Source organism: Hungatella hominis, from assembly GCF_014288005.1.
In the GTDB taxonomy this organism is placed as follows: domain Bacteria; phylum Bacillota; class Clostridia; order Lachnospirales; family Lachnospiraceae; genus Hungatella; species Hungatella effluvii.
The window spans coordinates 15,533-31,177 of sequence record NZ_JACOPB010000008.1 but is presented as its reverse complement, the minus strand read 5'-3'; the positions used below and the strand labels follow the sequence as shown (position 1 = coordinate 31,177).

Genomic DNA, 15,645 nt, shown 5'->3' with positions numbered 1-15,645 from the left:
ACGGAAAGGAAGAAACGATTATGGCAGCAGCGGAAAACAAAGGAAAAAGGCTCAGCAAATATGTGGACAATTATGTGGTGTTTGATTTGGAAACTACAGGAATCAGCTCGGTAAAGGATGATATCATCGAGATATCTGCCCTGAAGGTGAAGAATCATGAACGGGTGGAGACCTTTTCAAGGCTGGTGAATCCGGGGCGTCCCATTCCGGCAGGGGCCACGAAGGTGAACGGGATTACCGATGAGATGGTTCAGAATGAGCCTGGGCTCGCCCATATCCTGCCGGAGTTTTTAAACTTTATCGGCGGAGAGATTTTGATCGGCCATAATATTCAGTCTTTTGATCTTCTGTTTCTGAACCGCGTGGCCGGCGAGGTGTGTGGGACGGCAGTGCTCAACGATTTTATTGATACGTTATATATGGCCAGAGCATGCCTTCCGGGGCTTTCCCATTACCGGCTTACGGATCTGGCGGAGTATTTTAAGATCAGTTCGGAGGGGGCTCACCGGGCGCTTAACGACTGCGTGATGAACCAGATCTGCTATGAGCATATGGGAAAACTATTGAAGGACGCGGACATTCCGGTCTGCCCCAGATGCGGGGGAGAGCTTACAAAACGAAATGGCAAATTCGGCCCATTCTATGGCTGCTCCAACTACCCGGTCTGCAGGTATACGAAAAATATTGTTGTATAAGATGTAAGAAAACGGAAAGAGACATGGCGCCTGTTTTGTGATACACTGAAAGAAAAGAGTGAAGCGTGCCGGAAGGCAGGAAAGGACAGGGAGATGGAGGATAAGAATCTGTATAACAAAGTCATGCTGATTGCATTTTGTATTATTCTTGTACTGCTGGGAGCGGGAATGTACAGCCGCAGCACAGCCGCACAGCGGGCCTCAGAGAATTACGTTCCCAGAGGAAACGTCCAGGAAGTACAATTGGAAACAGAGCGTACTGCTGTATGAACGCTGTTTTGACATACATAAGGAATATGGCGCCTTACATGGCGTATGCGGTACCGGTCATATGGATCGTCCGTTTAATCGCTGTGCGGAGGCTGCGTAAGAGTCACAGGAGCACCACAGTATGTCATGAGGCAGGACTGTGGTGCTTTCTGCTCTTTATGGCGGGGCTGGCCTCCATTACTATCATTCCGCGCAGCGCGGAGGGCGGGCTTACCGGTTTTGTGGGGCTGAAGGGATTTTCGAGGATCAATCTGATTCCGTTCCGCATTATTATGGATTCGTGGAAAGCCCTGTCAGACGGAAACTGGATTTATCCCATGATTAATATAGCAGGAAATATCGTGATGTTCATGCCGGCGGGCTTTTTCACAGCGCTTCTCTGGAAAGGGGAGTCCTTAAAGAAAGCGGCCTTTGCGGGCTTCTTTTTTTCGCTTACGGTGGAGATATGTCAGCTGCCCCAGGCGAGGGGGACGGATATCGATGATTTGTGGCTCAACACGCTGGGCGCTGTTCTGGGCTATGGTGTATTTTGGTTGATAAAAAGATACAGACCGCTGTGGATCCCGGGATTTCGGGTCAGAGAGACATCTGGTATGCAGGTTAAAGGAGAGACGAAATGACATTTGAGATTGTGAAGGCGGAGGAGAAGGATTATGAGCTTTTTGCTTCCATTATTCAGAAAGTATATGAGGCGATGGAGCAGAAGGAGTGGTTTGCGGCCGATAATGCGGAGTACACATACGAAATGCTGAAATACAGCAACGGAGTCGGTTATAAGGCGATTCATCAGCCCTCGGGCGCGGTGGCTGGAATTTTACTTACGACATTTCCCGGGGATTCCGAGGAAAATCTGGGGCGCGATATTGGCCTTCCGGAATCGGAGCTTTTGCTGGTGGCTCATATGGATTCCGTGGCAATTCTTCCGGAGTACCGTGGTGCAGGCCTCCAGAAAAGGCTGATGCAGCACGCGGAGCAGGAACTGGCAGAACGGGGATACCGTTATTTTATGTGCACGGTGCACCCGGAAAACCGGTACAGCAGGCAGAATATCATCAAGCAGGGCTTTAAACCGGTAAAAACTGCGCTGAAGTATGGAGGTTATCGGAGGGAGATATTTTTACGCGACAGGAGCGAAGGTCTGGATTGACGGATCATTATTTGACGGATGATCATTTGACGGATGATAATAATAAAAATAGAAATAGAAATGGAAGATCGGGTATGGGTGATAAATGGTCGGAAGCCTTTATAAAGGCGTTAAAGGATGGGGATACAGAACAGGTGAAGCGGATTCCGAAAGCGGACTTACATAATCATTTTGTACTGGGAGGCAGCAGGGCATTTATTCGTGAAAGAAAGGAGCTCGTGATTCCTGCGCTGGAAGGCATTCTGGAATCGATGCAGGAGATGGACCGCTGGAATCAGGAGTATATTGGAAAGTATTTTGAAAGCGGGGAAGGGCGGCGTTTCCTCATTGAGGCGGCGTTTGTTCAGGCCAGGGAAGACGGCGTCACAGTCCTGGAGATTGGAGAGGACGTATGGGGGCTGCGGCCTGTGGGCTGAATGAGGAACTTTTATACGCGGAGGAAGAACACAAATTTTCATCAAACGTTTGCGTGAAATATGATTGACGTTTTCCCTCTTTTTTCGTATACTTTCTATAACGGCTGACTGAAGTCACCACCCTGAAACAGAATGGTTGCAGGCATAAGAAATGCATGGCATTGGATGAAAGCAAATATAGATAAAATATGACAATACTACGTTACGGATGAAATATGACAATTTCTGTTTTTTGCATTCAGGACTCAGAATGTGGATTGAAATAATAGTATGATTGCGTAACGGTACAATAGCGGAAGTTTATAACAATACAACCGATATAGGAATCGCAGTAACCGGAGTATCGGTCAGCAGAGCAGAAGTGAATAGAATGATGATCAGATACCAGGAAGGTATGAGTATTCCCAAGGAGTACGCCTGAACCTGGTATTTTTATTTTGCAGATCATTCCTTTAGGATAGTACGCGAAAACGTCTGCACAAAAGGCCTTACGCCGTATCTAAAACCGCTGCTGCATCTCCTGTTATACTTAGTCTGTTATATTTATGAACCTTTGCCGGCAGAAAACAGGAAGGGAAAGATAGATGAAAAAAAGAGGATGGAAACTGAAAACAGCGGTTTTATTGGCTGCGGCAGCGATTGTGATCACTGGATGCAGTGCCGGTAAGAGTCAGGAAGCAACGGGGACGGAAGGAAAGGAAGAGCGCACGGAGCAGAGTGCGGCGGGCAGTACAGAGAGTACGACTGAAGGAACAGGCGCGGGTAAAGACAGCGTAATCGTGGTGATGGGGCCCAGCTCGGAGCCGGAGGCGGGATTTGACCCGGCCTATGGATGGGGCGCGGGAGAACACGTGCATGAGCCGCTGATTCAGAGCACGCTGACCGTGACGACAGCGGATTTAAAGATTGGTTACGACCTTGCTACAGATATGAGCGTCAGCGATGACGGATTAACCTGGACCGTGAAGATTCGGGATGGCGTCTCCTTTACCGACGGAGAGAAGCTGACTGCGAAGGATGTGGCATTTACATATAATACGCTGAAGAGTACGAGCTCAGTCAATGATTTTACCATGCTGGACTCCGTCCAGGCGGTGGACGACATGACCGTGGTTTTTCATATGAAACGGGCCTATTCGATCTGGCCGTATACCATGGCAATCGTGGGAATCGTTCCGGAGCACGCGTATGGCGCTGATTACGGAGAGCACCCGATCGGTTCCGGCCGCTACATTATGAAGCAGTGGGACAGAGGACAGCAGGTGATATTTGAGGCAAATCCCGACTATTACGGGGAAGCGCCGAAGATGAAAAAGGTGACTGTGCTGTTTATGGAAGAGGACGCGGCATTTGCGGCGGTGCAGTCCGGACAGGTGGATCTTGCCTATACGGCAGCTTCTTATTCAGATCAGACCATTTCCGGCTATGATCTGCTTTCCTTCGAGACAGTGGACAACCGCGGCTTCAATCTTCCGGCCATAGCAGCGGGAGGCAGCGATGGTAACGGAAATCCCATTGGTAACGATTTTACCGCAGATGTGCGTGTGAGACGGGCCATCAATATCGCCATCAACAGAGACGAAATGATTGAAAATGTGTTGAGCGGTTACGGAAGCCCGGCCTACAGTGTTTGCGACAAGATGCCGTGGTACAATAACGCGGCAGAAACAAAGTATGACGCGGAAGGCGCGAAGGCGCTCTTAGAGGAAGCCGGATGGACAGAAGGAAATGACGGAATCAGGGAAAAGGACGGCAAAAAGGCTGGCTTTACACTGATGTATCCGGCCGGGGATTCTGTGAGACAGGCTCTTGCCGCAGATACGGCAAACCAGCTGAAGGAGATCGGCATCGACGTGAAGACTGAAGGCGTGGGCTGGGATACCGCCTATGACCGTGCGCAGGCAGAACCGCTGATGTGGGGCTGGGGAGCACATACGCCGATGGAGCTTTATAATATTTACCACACCATGAAGGACACAGGGCTGGCGGAATACTCTCCATACAGCAATGAATCCGTGGACCGCTATATGGATGAAGCACTGGCAAGCAGCAGCCTCGAGGAGTCTTATGAGCTGTGGAAGAAAGCGCAGTGGGACGGAGAGACCGGTATTACGGAACAGGGCGATATTCCGTGGATCTGGCTCGTCAATATTGACCACCTTTACTGGGCGAAATCTGATCTGGCTGTGGCACAGCAGAAACTGCATCCTCACGGTCACGGATGGTCTATTGTAAATAACGTGGATCAGTGGAGCTGGAAGTAAGCAGTAAGAGTAAAAGAAAATAAAAGTAAAAGGAAATTCAGGAGGCGTACGGCATTGGAAAAAAGCATGCCATGGTTTATTCTTAAAAATTTAATACGGATGGCAGTACTTCTGCTGTTGGTGAGTGCAGCGGCCTTTTTCCTGGTGTCGGCGTCTCCTCTTGATCCGCTTAAGACGAATGTAGGGCAGACTGCGCTGGGATCCATGAGCCAGGAACAGATTGCGAAGCTGGAGGAATACTGGGGGATGAATACCCCGCCGGTGGAGCGGTTTGTCTCCTGGGCCAAGGATTTCTTCCGGGGCGACATGGGGACTTCACTGCTTTACCGCCAGCCGGTGTCCCATGTGATCTCAGTGAAGCTGAAGGATTCCTTATGGCTCATGGGAACTGCCTGGCTGATATCCGGTGCGGCAGGATTGCTGCTCGGAGTGGTGGCGGGAGCGAACCGCGGAAAGACGGCGGATAAGGTTATAACCGGGTACGCGCTGGTGACCGCCAGCACGCCGGCATTCTGGCTGGCGCTGGTTCTGCTCATGATCTTCGCTGTATGGCTGAAGGTGCTTCCGATCGGCTTAAGTGTACCGATCGGAGTGGAGGCCGCCGGAGTTACTGTTTCCGACAGAATCGCTCATGGTATTCTGCCGGCTTTGACGCTTTCCATTACCGGGCTGTCTAACATCATACTGCATACAAGGGAGAAGATGGCCGAGGCCATGGAAAGCGATTACGTGCTGTTTGCAAAGGCAAGAGGCGAGTCCGAAGGGCAGATTATTCTGCGTCACGGTCTCCGCAATATCATACTGCCTGCCATGACTTTGCAGTTTGCCTCGATCAGTGAAATTTTCGGAGGCTCTGTTCTGGTAGAGCAGGTATTCTCTTATCCGGGAATCGGACAGGCGGCTGTGACGGCCGGACTGGGCGGAGATGTTCCGCTGCTTCTGGGAATTACCGTGATCAGCGCGGCGATTGTATTTGCAGGGAATTTCACCGCCAATGTGCTTTACGGCGTCGTGGACCCAAGAATCAGAAGGAGGGCAAAGGCATGAACAGAAGGAAGATAATGATTCTTCTCGCGGGCCTGTCGATTCTGATGCTGGCGGCAATTACGGTGGCAGGACAGCTCCTTTCGGAGGCTGCCATGGTGACGGATTTTTCCAGAAAGAATCTGGCGCCCTGTCTCTCTTATCCATTTGGAACGGACTGGATGGGGAGAGACATGTTTGTCCGTACCATAACGGGACTTTCCATGAGCATCCGGATCGGGCTTTTGACGGCGGCTATCAGCGCGGTGATTGCATTTCTCATGGGAATTCTGGCCGCGACCATGGGGAAAATCGCGGATGGCCTGATCATTGGGCTAATCGATCTGGTCATGGGAATTCCTCATATCCTTTTGCTGGTGCTCATCTCCTTTGCACTGGGAAAGGGATTTTGGGGTGTTGTGACCGGAATTGCGCTGACGCACTGGACTTCCCTTGCACGCCTGATCCGCGGAGAGGTTCTGCAGCTGAAGCAGAGCCAGTACATAAAGATAGCGGAAAAACTGGGACAGGGAAAGCTTACCATTGCGCTTAAACATATGACGCCTCATCTGATTCCGCAGCTGTTCGTTGGGCTGGTTCTGATGTTTCCCCATGCGATCCTGCACGAAGCCAGCATCACATTTCTGGGCTTTGGACTGTCGCCGGAACAGCCGGCCATCGGTGTCATTTTGTCGGAAAGCATGAAATATCTCGCCATGGGAAAATGGTGGCTCGCCCTTTTCCCGGGATTGTTTCTGGTCTTTGTGGTGCTGCTGTTTCATTTTATGGGAAGCACCATCAGCCAGCTTTTGGATCCGGCACACGCACATCAGTGAAATATCCCGCTAGTACTGCATTGCGTAATTAATTGTGAATAAAATGCCTGATATCTACGTCAGAGGCGTGTCTGCAAAGCGACGGCGTAGTGGACCCTACGACTAGCTTTGCAGGCGCGGCTCTGGCGTAGATAGCGGGTGTTTTATCACAGTTAATTGCGCAACGCAGTACTAGAGTCAGATGGACCCGTAAGCGCGCCCACCTGATTCCCGCGGGAATAAATTGAAAGGATGGAAGAGGTTCGATGGAAGAGAGAAAAACAGTTCTGTCCGTGGAACATTTATCGGTGAAATTCACCCAGTATGAAAGGGGCTTTCGCCAGATCGAGCTTCCCGCAATTCGTGATTTAAGTCTTACGGTGAAGGAAGGGGAAATGGTGGCGGTGGTGGGCTCCAGCGGTTCGGGCAAGAGCCTCCTGGCCCACGCCGTGCTGGGAATCCTTCCGTATAACGCCGTGACTGGAGGGCTCATTGATTATGATGGGATGGAGCTGACGGGGAAGAGAATAAGAGCCCTGCGCGGCAGGGAGATCGTTCTTGTCCCTCAGAGTGTTTCCTATCTGGATCCGCTCATGAAGGCGGGGGCATCTGTGAGGAAAGGCAAAAAGGATTCGGAAACCAGAAGGAAATGCAGAGAGGTTCTGGCACGCTATGGACTTGGAAAGGAGACGGAGGAACTGTATCCGTTTGAACTATCCGGGGGCATGACGAGGCGTGTGCTGATTTCCACGGCGGTGATGGAAAAACCGAGACTGGTCATTGCAGACGAGCCTACGCCGGGACTTCATATGGAAGCGGCCAAACGGGTGCTTTCTCATTTTCGGGAGATTGCAGATGAGGGGGCGGGAGTCCTCCTGATCACCCACGATCTGGAACTGGCTTTAGAGGCGGCTGACCGGATTGTTGTCTTCTATGCGGGAACCAATGTGGAGGAGGCTTATGTTTCTGATTTTGAGGAGGAAGAAAGACTTCGCCATCCCTATACGAAGGCATTGTTCCGCGCTATGCCGCAGCACGGCTTCGTCCCGGTTTCGGGCAGTCAGCCTTACGGAAAGGAATTTTTGTCCGGATGTCCGTATGCGTCCCGGTGTGAACTGGCAGATGGAAGCTGCGGCAAAGAGGTGGAATATACGAGTCTTCGCGGAGGCATGGTGAGATGCCGGAAAGCCGCGGAAGGAGGGAACGGAAGATATGAAGCTGGAGGCGAGAGCGCTCTCTTTTCGATATGACAACGGAAACAGACAGATTTTAAACAATTTGAGTATGACGCTTATAAGCACGGATCGCCTGGGGCTCATTGCACCCAGCGGGTTCGGAAAAACGACATTCTGCAAGATTTTGGCGGGATATGAGAAGCCGGACAGCGGTGAAGTGCTTTTGGATGGAAAGCCGCTTTCAGACTGGAAGGGATACTGCCCGGTGCAGATGATATGGCAGCATCCGGAGCTGTCGGTCAATCCCAGGTGGAAGATGGGAGAGGTTTTAAAAGAGGGGGACCAGGTGGAACAGAGGATCATGGACGGTCTGGGAATTGAGCCGGACTGGCTTAACCGGTACCCTTCGGAGTTGTCAGGCGGTGAGCTCCAGCGTTTCTGCATTGCCAGGGCGCTGGGACAGAGAACGCGGTTCCTTCTGGCGGATGAGATCAGCACGATGCTGGATTTGATTACCCAGAGCCAGCTGTGGAATTTCCTTCTGGAGGAAGTGAAAAACAGAGAAATCGGCCTTCTGGCGGTGAGTCATTCGGATGCGCTGCTGGAACGGATCTGTACGAAAATACTGAGACTGTAGTGCCGGGCGGCACTGGGGCGGTGGCACTAGAATAATGCTGCACAGCGGAAACGATAAAAGGAGAAAGGATACAATTGCGATGGATGTAAAAAAGGTGTTGGAACGTGTGAGCAGTGGAGTGATGGATGTGGCAGAGGCAGAGGCACTTTTAAAGGATCTTCCCTATGAGGATCTGGGATATGCCAAACTGGATCATCACAGGAAGCTGCGTTCCGGGTTTGGAGAGACCGTGTTCTGTCAGGGAAAGCCGGATCCGTATCTGGTGGAGATTATGAAGCGGTTTTATGAGCGGGACGGTGAGGTCCTGGGAACGCGGGCGTCTGCGGAACAGTTTCTTCTGGTGAAAGAGGTGGTACCGGAGATCGAGTACGATGCGGTGTCCAGAATTCTGAAGGTGGAGAAAAAGGATAAGGAAAGAACGGGCTGTGTGGCGGTGTGTACCGGTGGGACCGCGGATATTCCAGTGGCGGAGGAAGCAGCCCAGACGGCGGAATATTTTGGCTGCGCGGTGGACCGGATCTATGATGTGGGCGTGGCGGGAATCCACCGCCTGTTGTCACAGAGGGATCGACTCATGAAGGCAAACTGCATCATTGCGGTGGCCGGAATGGAGGGGGCTCTGGGAACGGTAGTGGCCGGTCTGGTGGACTGCCCTGTGATTGCGGTTCCGACATCAGTCGGTTACGGTGCCAGCTTCCACGGAGTTTCAGCCCTCCTGACCATGCTGAATTCCTGCGCGAACGGGATTTCCGTGGTAAATATCGATAATGGATACGGCGCAGGTTATCTGGCAACACAAATAAACAGACTGGCGGTGAAATAAATGGGGAAAATACTGTATTTGGAATGTAATTCGGGAATTAGCGGAGATATGACGGTCGGAGCGCTTCTGGATCTTGGCGCCGACAGAGAAGTTCTGGAGCGGGCACTCGGCAGCCTGGGAGTGGAGGGATACCACCTCCATTTTGGCAGGGCGGTGAAATGCGGGCTGGATGCGTATGATTTTGATGTGCATTTGGAGGAAGAGGGGCATGAACATGGGCATGACCATGAGTGTGGAGAGAGCCATGGGCATGATCATGAGCACGAGCACGGGGAAGGCCATTCCCATAATCATGAGCATACGCACTCTCACAGCCATGGACATTCCCATTCACACATCCACCGGAATCTTTCGGATATTTACAGGATTATTGAACGCCTGGATTCCAAGGAAGAAGTAAAGGAACTGGCCAGGAACATGTTTCTTATTGTGGCAGAGGCGGAAGCGAAAGCGCATGGCCTTCCCATCGATGAAGTCCATTTCCATGAGGTGGGGGCAATTGATTCTATCGTCGATATCATCAGTGTGGCAGTCTGCCTCGACAACCTGGGGGTGAAGGACGTAGTGGTATCTCCGCTGGCGGAGGGACATGGCCAGATCCGGTGTCAGCACGGAGTGATACCGGTACCGGTGCCTGCTACGGCTAATATAGCAGCGGCTCACGGCCTTGCACTGCGGCTGACGGATCAGGAGGGGGAGATGGTGACGCCTACGGGAGCAGCCATCGCGGCGGCGGTCCGGACGAGAGAAAAACTGCCTGCTTCCTGCAGAATCGTAAAGACTGGCCTGGGGGCTGGTAAAAAGGATTTCGATCATGCCAATGTACTGCGCGCCATGCTTCTTGAGACGAATGAAGAGGAGAATGACCAGGCCTGGGTGCTGGAGACCAATGTAGACGACTGCAGCGGTGAGATGCTGGGATTTGTGATGGAAGAACTGTTCGCCGCAGGAGCACTGGATGTGTGGGATACGCCCATTTACATGAAGAAAAACCGGCCGGCCTATCTGCTCTCCACACTCTGCATGGAAAATGACATCGAAAAGATGGAAGATCTGATCTTTGTACATACGACGACAATCGGTGTACGCCGCTACCCGGTTTCCAGAACTATTTTGGAGAGAAGGAAGGCGGAAGTCGAGACCCGGTTTGGTAATGCCTCGGTCAAAATCTGTACCAGAAACGAGAAAACGTTCTGTTATCCGGAATATGAGAGTGTGCGTGCCATCTGCAGAGAGACAGGCGCGGATTTCCAAAGTGTATACTGCGAGATCAGAAAAGCTGCAGAAGATTTGTTCTGCCGACAGTAAGCAAATTGACAGGAAAGACGGGAGATTACAATGACACGGACAGAAGAAAAGAAAAGACAGCTGGAAAGCGCAATGGCGCAGTATGGAAAAGAAGACATCTGCCTTGCATTTTCCGGTGGTGTGGATTCAAGCCTCCTTTTAAAGGCGGCGTCGGATGCGGCCAGGGAAAATGGGACAAAAGTCTACGCGGTGACCTTCGACAGCAGGCTTCATCCTTCCTGTGATTTAGAGATTGCGAGCCGTGTGGCGAAGGAGCTGGGCGGAATTCATGAGGTTATTACGGTAGATGAACTGGAACAGGAGGAAATCCGCCATAATCCGGTAAACCGCTGTTATCTGTGTAAACGCCATTTGTTTCAGGGACTCAGGGATTTTGCAGTACAGAGGGGTGTCCGGATTATCCTTGACGGGACGAATGAAGACGATCTGCACGTTTACCGCCCAGGAATCCAGGCCTTAAAGGAACTGGAGATTATCAGCCCGCTGGCTGAAGTGCATATGACGAAGGCGGAGGTAAAGGAGCTGGCGGCAGAATATGGAATCTCTGTGGCTTCCCGGCCGTCTACACCGTGTATGGCAACCAGATTACCTTATGATACGGATATTGATTATGGGGTGCTGGAAAGAATTGCGCAAGGTGAGGCACGCTTGAGAGCACAGATTGACGGCAATGTACGTCTGCGTCTGCACGGTGACATTGTGCGGATTGAGGTAGACGGCAATGCCTTCTTAAGGGTACTGGAAATAAAGGATGAGATAATCAGAGGCCTAAAGGAACTGGGATTTCTATATATCACTCTGGATCTGGAGGGCTTTCGGTCTGGAAGTATGGATTTAAAAATCGAAAAGTAATGTAAGTCAAAAGACCGTGTATCTGCTGGCCAATCAATACCAGCCGGGATACACGGTCTTATTGCTTCATTTTTTACAAACATCAGGAGTACTGCGCTTCCATTTCTTTAATTCTTTCATACAGCCGGTCGTTGACAGGTGTAGAGAGGCCATGTTTTTTAGCCATACGGCCTACGGTTCCGGCAAACATTTCCACCTCCGATGGGCGGTGCGAAATCCCATCCTGCCGCATGGACGGCATGCCGTCGGGGGAAAGTGTCTCCAGCAGTCTGATGTAATCCTCTAAATCCTGTTCTGTCAGATTGACATGCTCCGCTTTAGCAAGGGCAATGACCTCACGCATGGCGCCTACCATGGTATCGTGTGCTTCGCCTGTCGTCAGGGTGCCGGAGTAGGTGGTTTCGTACGCCATGCATGTCTGGTTTACACCGACATTCAGCATGAATTTCCCCCACAGGCGGTGCAGGATATCGTCTTCAGCCACATAGGCGATCTTTGCCCTGTCCAGGAAGTCAGTCATGGCTTTTAAGCGGTCAGCCTGGTCCGGTGTCCGGACACCAATTCTCAGTTCACCGAATTTTGTGTAGGTCAGGGCGGCTCCGAATTTCATGGCATCCATGCCCTGGGCGATGGAGTAGAGTACTTTTTCGTGACCGTATCGTTCTCCGATTATCTGCTCGCTGCTGATCCCATTCATGACAGAGATGATGGTGGTATCCGGCCCTACACAGTGTTTCATGGTATCCAAAGCAGCGGGAAGCGCGTTGTATTTGACTGCAACGATTATAAAATCAGCAGGGGCAGCCGTTTCACAGTCCTCAACCGGAAAGGAACGGCGCTCCCCGTTGACAGTAAAATTCATTTCTCTGTATTTTTTAATCCGGTCTTTGTCTGCAATGAAACGGACGGCAGATGTCCCGAGCTCTGCTGCTATCTGATTACCGTATAATAAGCCTAGCGCGCCCATGCCGACGATGGCGGTGGTCTGTATTTCTTTCATGATTTGCCTCCCTTACAGCGATTTTATTTATCATACCACTGGAGGTATCATAAGTAAAACAGAAACGGTAAAAATATGGATAAAATCCAAAAAGGTACTTGTAAAATACAAGTACCTCAGGTATAATGTACTTAGAAGTGATCAAAAGATTTGAGTTGTCTGATGATCAAAACTTCGGATAACTGAGTAATTTATAGTTACAAGCTATCCTCTACTGGCTATAGAGGATAGCTATTTTCTATTCTGACGATTATCTATGTAGGCCAGTGCTGTGAAGATAACCAGCGCCAGTGTCAACACTTCAAGTGTATTCATACCACATATCCTCCTTCGCATATTTCCGAAGGAAACCATCAGACTATCCTCTGACCGTTGCACAATTATACAAAGTTATTTTAACATAATAACAAGGTAAAATCAATGGCAGTTTTTATTGCAGCCCCTTTTGATTTTCGACAAATCACTCTCTCTTTTTATCTTACAATATTTCCCTTACAATACTCCAGTATCATATCCAGGTAAACCCTCGCATACTGGGGCAGATACCGGTTTTTCTGATAAGCAGCGATCAGGGTGTTTTCGATTTTTTCATTTCCTATAGAAAAGCATGCACAGGGAGAACTGGACTGTTTCTTTAAATAATGGTAATAGCTCTCTGGTGCGAGGGCCGCGCCCATGCCTTCCATGGCCAAGCGGATGGACATCTCGCTGTTGCGGGTGTGCATCAGGATATGAGGTTCCATTCCATATTCGGAAAACAGTTTCAGGGCAATGCCTCCGGTATTCTGGTCGGGATAGAGGAGGATGAAGTCTTCTTCCGCAAGCAGCCGTAAATCCAGCCATGGGTATTTGAAGCCTTCTCTCTCCACAGCCTTTGAGGCCGCGGGGCTGGAAGCGGAGAGTACCAGGACCATCTCTTCCTTTCCAAGAATCTGATAATCTAAATCCCTGGGATATTCGTGAACATTATAGAAGGTTAAATCCACGGTATGGTCGTTAAGGGTGTGCTCCGCGACGAAATTGACTTCTTCCATCATATTTACCGTTACGTGGGGAAATTGTTTGTGAAAACGCGGCAGAGTGGGGCCGATTATGCTGTTGCCAAGCATGATCGGAATCGCAATGTTTAAACGGCCGTGGTTTTGGTGCATAATATCATCAAGCTCTGTATCCCATTCCAGGCCGTATTCCACGATTTTTTCCGCGTAATGGAGATAGCGCTCGCCCACATAGGTAGGGAAGTAGCCGTTTCCAATCCGGTCGAACAGGCGGGTTCCAAGCTGCTGCTCTAAATTTTTTAAATATTTACTTAAGGAAGGCTGGGAGATGAACAGGGCCTCGGCCGCCTTGCTGATGCTCTTGTGGCGGGCGATGGCGAGAATGTAGCGGGCTTCTTTTAATTCCATGGCGGACTCCTCCTGGGTGAAAGAAAATGGATCAACGGGGGATTATAGCTTTACTGCATAAAAATTATAGATTATATGTATTTGACGTACAGTATATCACATTTTATAATAAATGTACATCGTTGGATTAACTAAACTAATAAATAAAAATGAATTTGGAGAGGTCGAGATGAAGAAAAGTAGTGCATTTGTTATGGTGGTGCCCGGACTTGTCATCCTGGTGGTGTGTCTGTTTCTTCCGCTTTTGAAGGTTCTGGTCCCCACGCTCTTTGCCGGTGAGTATCCGTTAAGCTCTTACGTGGACTTTTTCCTGGACGAGTATTATCTGAAGATATTCGCAAGGACCGTGAAGGTGGCGGTTATTACGACGGCGGCATGTATGGCGGCAGGTGTTCCGACCGCGTATTTTATCAGCCGGTGCGGCAGAAAATGGCGGGGAATCCTTCTTGCAGTTTCCATTTTCCCGATGATGACAAATTCTGTCATCCGAAGCTTCGCATGGATCAATATCCTGGGAAGCAATGGGATTATGAACCGATTTCTGATGGCCGCGGGATTTGCGGATAAACCGGTGAAATTATTATATACCGATTTCGCCATTATCATCGGTTCTGTTTACTTATTCCTTCCATTGATGATCGTTACGGTGGCTGGTGTCATGGAGAACATTGGGGACGATATGATGGAAGCCGCTCAGAGCCTGGGCGCCAACCGGTTTACCGCGTTTCTGAAGGTTGTTTTCCCCATGAGCCTTCCGGGAATTATTGTGGGCGGTATCCTCGTGTTTACCGGAACGCTGACAGCCTATACCACACCGCAGCTGCTGGGCGGCAATAAAAATATGGTGCTGTCGACCTTTATTTACCAGCGCGCCATGACTGTGGGTGACTGGAATGGAGCGGCGGTCATATCCCTGATTATGATTATTGTGACGTTGATTGTCATCAAAGGATTTAACGCTCTGGCAAACAGGCTGGACAGAAGAGGAGGAAGCCATGCGTAAGAATAAACTGCTCACGATTTTTGCGGTGCTGGTATTTGCATTTCTGATTATACCGCTCATCATCATCACCGTGACGGCGTTTGGCGGGGGAAATGCCATAACTTTTCCGATTGAGTCATTTTCCATGAAATGGTTTCTCAATGTCTTCTCTCTGAAATCCTTCCGGAAATCGTTTTTAACGAGCCTGGAGATTGCGTTTCTGGCTACCTTTATCGCTCTTCTGGTGGGAATTCCGGCGGCCTACGCGCTGGCCAGATCCGGGATGAAGGGAAAAGGGATCTTAAAATCGGTGTTCCTGTCGCCTACCATTGTTCCGGGTATTGTCATCGGTTTTGTGCTTTACCAGTTTCTTGTGCTGTCGTTGAGAATTCCGGTGTATGCGGGACTTCTGGCAGGCCATTTCATGGTGACGCTTCCATATGTGATCCGGGTGGTAGGATCGAGTCTGGACCAGTTTGATTTCTCGGTGGAGGAAGCAGCGTGGAGCCTGGGCTGCGGCAAGATTTCCGCATTTTTCAAGGTGGTGCTTCCGAATATCACGTCGGGAATTTCTGCGGCCTTTATGCTTGCGTTTATCAATTCCTTCAATAATATTCCGGTATCCATGTTTCTTTCCGGTCCGGGGGTATCCACGTTCCCGGCAACCCTGATGAATTATATCGAATATAATTATGACCCGACCGTATCGGCGGTATCTGTGCTTTTAATGGCGGCCACGGTCATCATTATGGTAATTGTAGATAAGACGCTGGGAATCGCTGCGCTGACAAAATAGCAGGAAAGCGGGGCACGCGGAGTGCTTATAATGAGG

At 50.3% G+C, this 15,645-nt stretch carries 17 protein-coding genes; 15 read left to right on the top strand and 2 right to left on the bottom strand.

Annotated features, from left to right (window positions below):
- Positions 1 to 20 precede the first annotated feature (20 nt).
- The 13 genes from H8S75_RS17485 to larE all read left to right on the top strand — a co-directional run bounded on the left by H8S75_RS17485 (position 21) and on the right by larE (position 11,425).
- Entirely contained in the window at positions 21 to 695 is a 675-nt protein-coding gene (locus tag H8S75_RS17485) for a 3'-5' exonuclease (RefSeq protein WP_002600822.1), read from the top strand.
- Between the two features lie 93 nt (positions 696 to 788).
- Positions 789 to 965, top strand: a complete 177-nt coding sequence (locus H8S75_RS17480) for a hypothetical protein (RefSeq protein WP_002600821.1) — start codon at positions 789 to 791, stop codon at positions 963 to 965.
- Positions 962 to 1,585: a VanZ family protein gene (locus H8S75_RS17475; RefSeq protein ID WP_187022746.1), complete on the top strand. Its 624-nt coding sequence runs from the start codon at positions 962 to 964 to the stop codon at positions 1,583 to 1,585. The genes H8S75_RS17480 and H8S75_RS17475 overlap by 4 nt, the downstream gene beginning before the upstream one ends.
- On the top strand, positions 1,582 to 2,112 hold the full coding sequence (locus tag H8S75_RS17470) for a GNAT family N-acetyltransferase (protein ID WP_187022745.1): 531 nt from the start codon (positions 1,582 to 1,584) through the stop codon (positions 2,110 to 2,112). The genes H8S75_RS17475 and H8S75_RS17470 overlap by 4 nt, the downstream gene beginning before the upstream one ends.
- A 74-nt stretch (positions 2,113 to 2,186) precedes the next feature.
- On the top strand, positions 2,187 to 2,528 hold the full coding sequence (locus tag H8S75_RS17465) for an amidohydrolase family protein (RefSeq protein ID WP_187022744.1): 342 nt from the start codon (positions 2,187 to 2,189) through the stop codon (positions 2,526 to 2,528).
- A 584-nt stretch (positions 2,529 to 3,112) separates the two neighbouring features.
- Complete coding sequence (locus H8S75_RS17460; RefSeq protein ID WP_187022743.1) at positions 3,113 to 4,792, top strand: ABC transporter substrate-binding protein; 1,680 nt, start codon at positions 3,113 to 3,115, stop codon at positions 4,790 to 4,792.
- 66 nt (positions 4,793 to 4,858) lie between these two features.
- Positions 4,859 to 5,839 (top strand): ABC transporter permease, encoded by a 981-nt coding sequence (locus H8S75_RS17455; protein ID WP_187022912.1) that lies wholly within the window; start codon positions 4,859 to 4,861, stop codon positions 5,837 to 5,839.
- A complete protein-coding gene (locus tag H8S75_RS17450) occupies positions 5,836 to 6,651 on the top strand; it encodes an ABC transporter permease (protein WP_187022742.1) in 816 nt (271 codons plus the stop codon). The genes H8S75_RS17455 and H8S75_RS17450 overlap by 4 nt, the downstream gene beginning before the upstream one ends.
- A gap of 245 nt (positions 6,652 to 6,896) precedes the next feature.
- Positions 6,897 to 7,880: an ATP-binding cassette domain-containing protein gene (locus tag H8S75_RS17445; RefSeq protein WP_187022741.1), complete on the top strand. Its 984-nt coding sequence runs from the start codon at positions 6,897 to 6,899 to the stop codon at positions 7,878 to 7,880.
- Positions 7,843 to 8,442: an ABC transporter ATP-binding protein gene (locus H8S75_RS17440; RefSeq protein WP_187022740.1), complete on the top strand. Its 600-nt coding sequence runs from the start codon at positions 7,843 to 7,845 to the stop codon at positions 8,440 to 8,442. The genes H8S75_RS17445 and H8S75_RS17440 overlap by 38 nt, the downstream gene beginning before the upstream one ends.
- Positions 8,443 to 8,521: 79 nt before the next feature.
- Positions 8,522 to 9,265, top strand: a complete 744-nt coding sequence (gene larB / locus H8S75_RS17435) for a nickel pincer cofactor biosynthesis protein LarB (RefSeq protein ID WP_117631558.1) — start codon at positions 8,522 to 8,524, stop codon at positions 9,263 to 9,265.
- Positions 9,266 to 10,573: a nickel pincer cofactor biosynthesis protein LarC gene (larC, locus tag H8S75_RS17430; RefSeq protein WP_187022739.1), complete on the top strand. Its 1,308-nt coding sequence runs from the start codon at positions 9,266 to 9,268 to the stop codon at positions 10,571 to 10,573.
- Between the two features lie 30 nt (positions 10,574 to 10,603).
- On the top strand, positions 10,604 to 11,425 hold the full coding sequence (larE, locus tag H8S75_RS17425) for an ATP-dependent sacrificial sulfur transferase LarE (protein WP_187022738.1): 822 nt from the start codon (positions 10,604 to 10,606) through the stop codon (positions 11,423 to 11,425).
- Between the two features lie 82 nt (positions 11,426 to 11,507).
- Here larE and H8S75_RS17420 read toward each other — a convergent pair whose 3' ends face one another.
- Both H8S75_RS17420 and H8S75_RS17415 read right to left on the bottom strand, forming a co-directional pair.
- Entirely contained in the window at positions 11,508 to 12,425 is a 918-nt protein-coding gene (locus H8S75_RS17420) for a ketopantoate reductase family protein (protein ID WP_187022737.1), read from the bottom strand.
- 473 nt (positions 12,426 to 12,898) lie between these two features.
- Positions 12,899 to 13,831 carry a LysR family transcriptional regulator gene (locus tag H8S75_RS17415; protein ID WP_187022736.1) on the bottom strand — a complete coding sequence of 311 codons (933 nt, stop codon included), beginning with the start codon at positions 13,829 to 13,831 and terminating at the stop codon, positions 12,899 to 12,901.
- Positions 13,832 to 14,000: 169 nt separating this feature from the next.
- Between H8S75_RS17415 and H8S75_RS17410 the strand changes: the two genes are divergently transcribed.
- Both H8S75_RS17410 and H8S75_RS17405 read left to right on the top strand, forming a co-directional pair.
- A complete protein-coding gene (locus H8S75_RS17410) occupies positions 14,001 to 14,834 on the top strand; it encodes an ABC transporter permease (RefSeq protein ID WP_002600806.1) in 834 nt (277 codons plus the stop codon).
- Positions 14,827 to 15,609: an ABC transporter permease gene (locus tag H8S75_RS17405; protein WP_002600805.1), complete on the top strand. Its 783-nt coding sequence runs from the start codon at positions 14,827 to 14,829 to the stop codon at positions 15,607 to 15,609. Before H8S75_RS17410 ends, H8S75_RS17405 begins: the two co-directional genes overlap by 8 nt.
- Positions 15,610 to 15,645 lie beyond the last annotated feature (36 nt).

What these genes read in the sequence shown, in the direction of transcription:
- H8S75_RS17475 (WP_187022746.1), top strand. Translation starts at nt 962, where the DNA reads ATGAACGCTGTTTTGACATACATAAGGAATATGGCGCCTTACATGGCG.
- larC (WP_187022739.1), top strand. Translation starts at nt 9,266, where the DNA reads ATGGGGAAAATACTGTATTTGGAATGTAATTCGGGAATTAGCGGAGAT.
- H8S75_RS17420 (WP_187022737.1), bottom strand. Translation starts at nt 12,425, where the DNA reads ATGAAAGAAATACAGACCACCGCCATCGTCGGCATGGGCGCGCTAGGC.
- H8S75_RS17480 (WP_002600821.1), top strand. Translation starts at nt 789, where the DNA reads ATGGAGGATAAGAATCTGTATAACAAAGTCATGCTGATTGCATTTTGT.
- larE (WP_187022738.1), top strand. Translation starts at nt 10,604, where the DNA reads ATGACACGGACAGAAGAAAAGAAAAGACAGCTGGAAAGCGCAATGGCG.
- H8S75_RS17470 (WP_187022745.1), top strand. Translation starts at nt 1,582, where the DNA reads ATGACATTTGAGATTGTGAAGGCGGAGGAGAAGGATTATGAGCTTTTT.
- H8S75_RS17460 (WP_187022743.1), top strand. Translation starts at nt 3,113, where the DNA reads ATGAAAAAAAGAGGATGGAAACTGAAAACAGCGGTTTTATTGGCTGCG.
- H8S75_RS17405 (WP_002600805.1), top strand. Translation starts at nt 14,827, where the DNA reads ATGCGTAAGAATAAACTGCTCACGATTTTTGCGGTGCTGGTATTTGCA.
- H8S75_RS17450 (WP_187022742.1), top strand. Translation starts at nt 5,836, where the DNA reads ATGAACAGAAGGAAGATAATGATTCTTCTCGCGGGCCTGTCGATTCTG.
- H8S75_RS17445 (WP_187022741.1), top strand. Translation starts at nt 6,897, where the DNA reads ATGGAAGAGAGAAAAACAGTTCTGTCCGTGGAACATTTATCGGTGAAA.
- larB (WP_117631558.1), top strand. Translation starts at nt 8,522, where the DNA reads ATGGATGTAAAAAAGGTGTTGGAACGTGTGAGCAGTGGAGTGATGGAT.
- H8S75_RS17455 (WP_187022912.1), top strand. Translation starts at nt 4,859, where the DNA reads ATGCCATGGTTTATTCTTAAAAATTTAATACGGATGGCAGTACTTCTG.
- H8S75_RS17440 (WP_187022740.1), top strand. Translation starts at nt 7,843, where the DNA reads ATGAAGCTGGAGGCGAGAGCGCTCTCTTTTCGATATGACAACGGAAAC.
- H8S75_RS17485 (WP_002600822.1), top strand. Translation starts at nt 21, where the DNA reads ATGGCAGCAGCGGAAAACAAAGGAAAAAGGCTCAGCAAATATGTGGAC.
- H8S75_RS17415 (WP_187022736.1), bottom strand. Translation starts at nt 13,831, where the DNA reads ATGGAATTAAAAGAAGCCCGCTACATTCTCGCCATCGCCCGCCACAAG.
- H8S75_RS17465 (WP_187022744.1), top strand. Translation starts at nt 2,187, where the DNA reads ATGGGTGATAAATGGTCGGAAGCCTTTATAAAGGCGTTAAAGGATGGG.
- H8S75_RS17410 (WP_002600806.1), top strand. Translation starts at nt 14,001, where the DNA reads ATGAAGAAAAGTAGTGCATTTGTTATGGTGGTGCCCGGACTTGTCATC.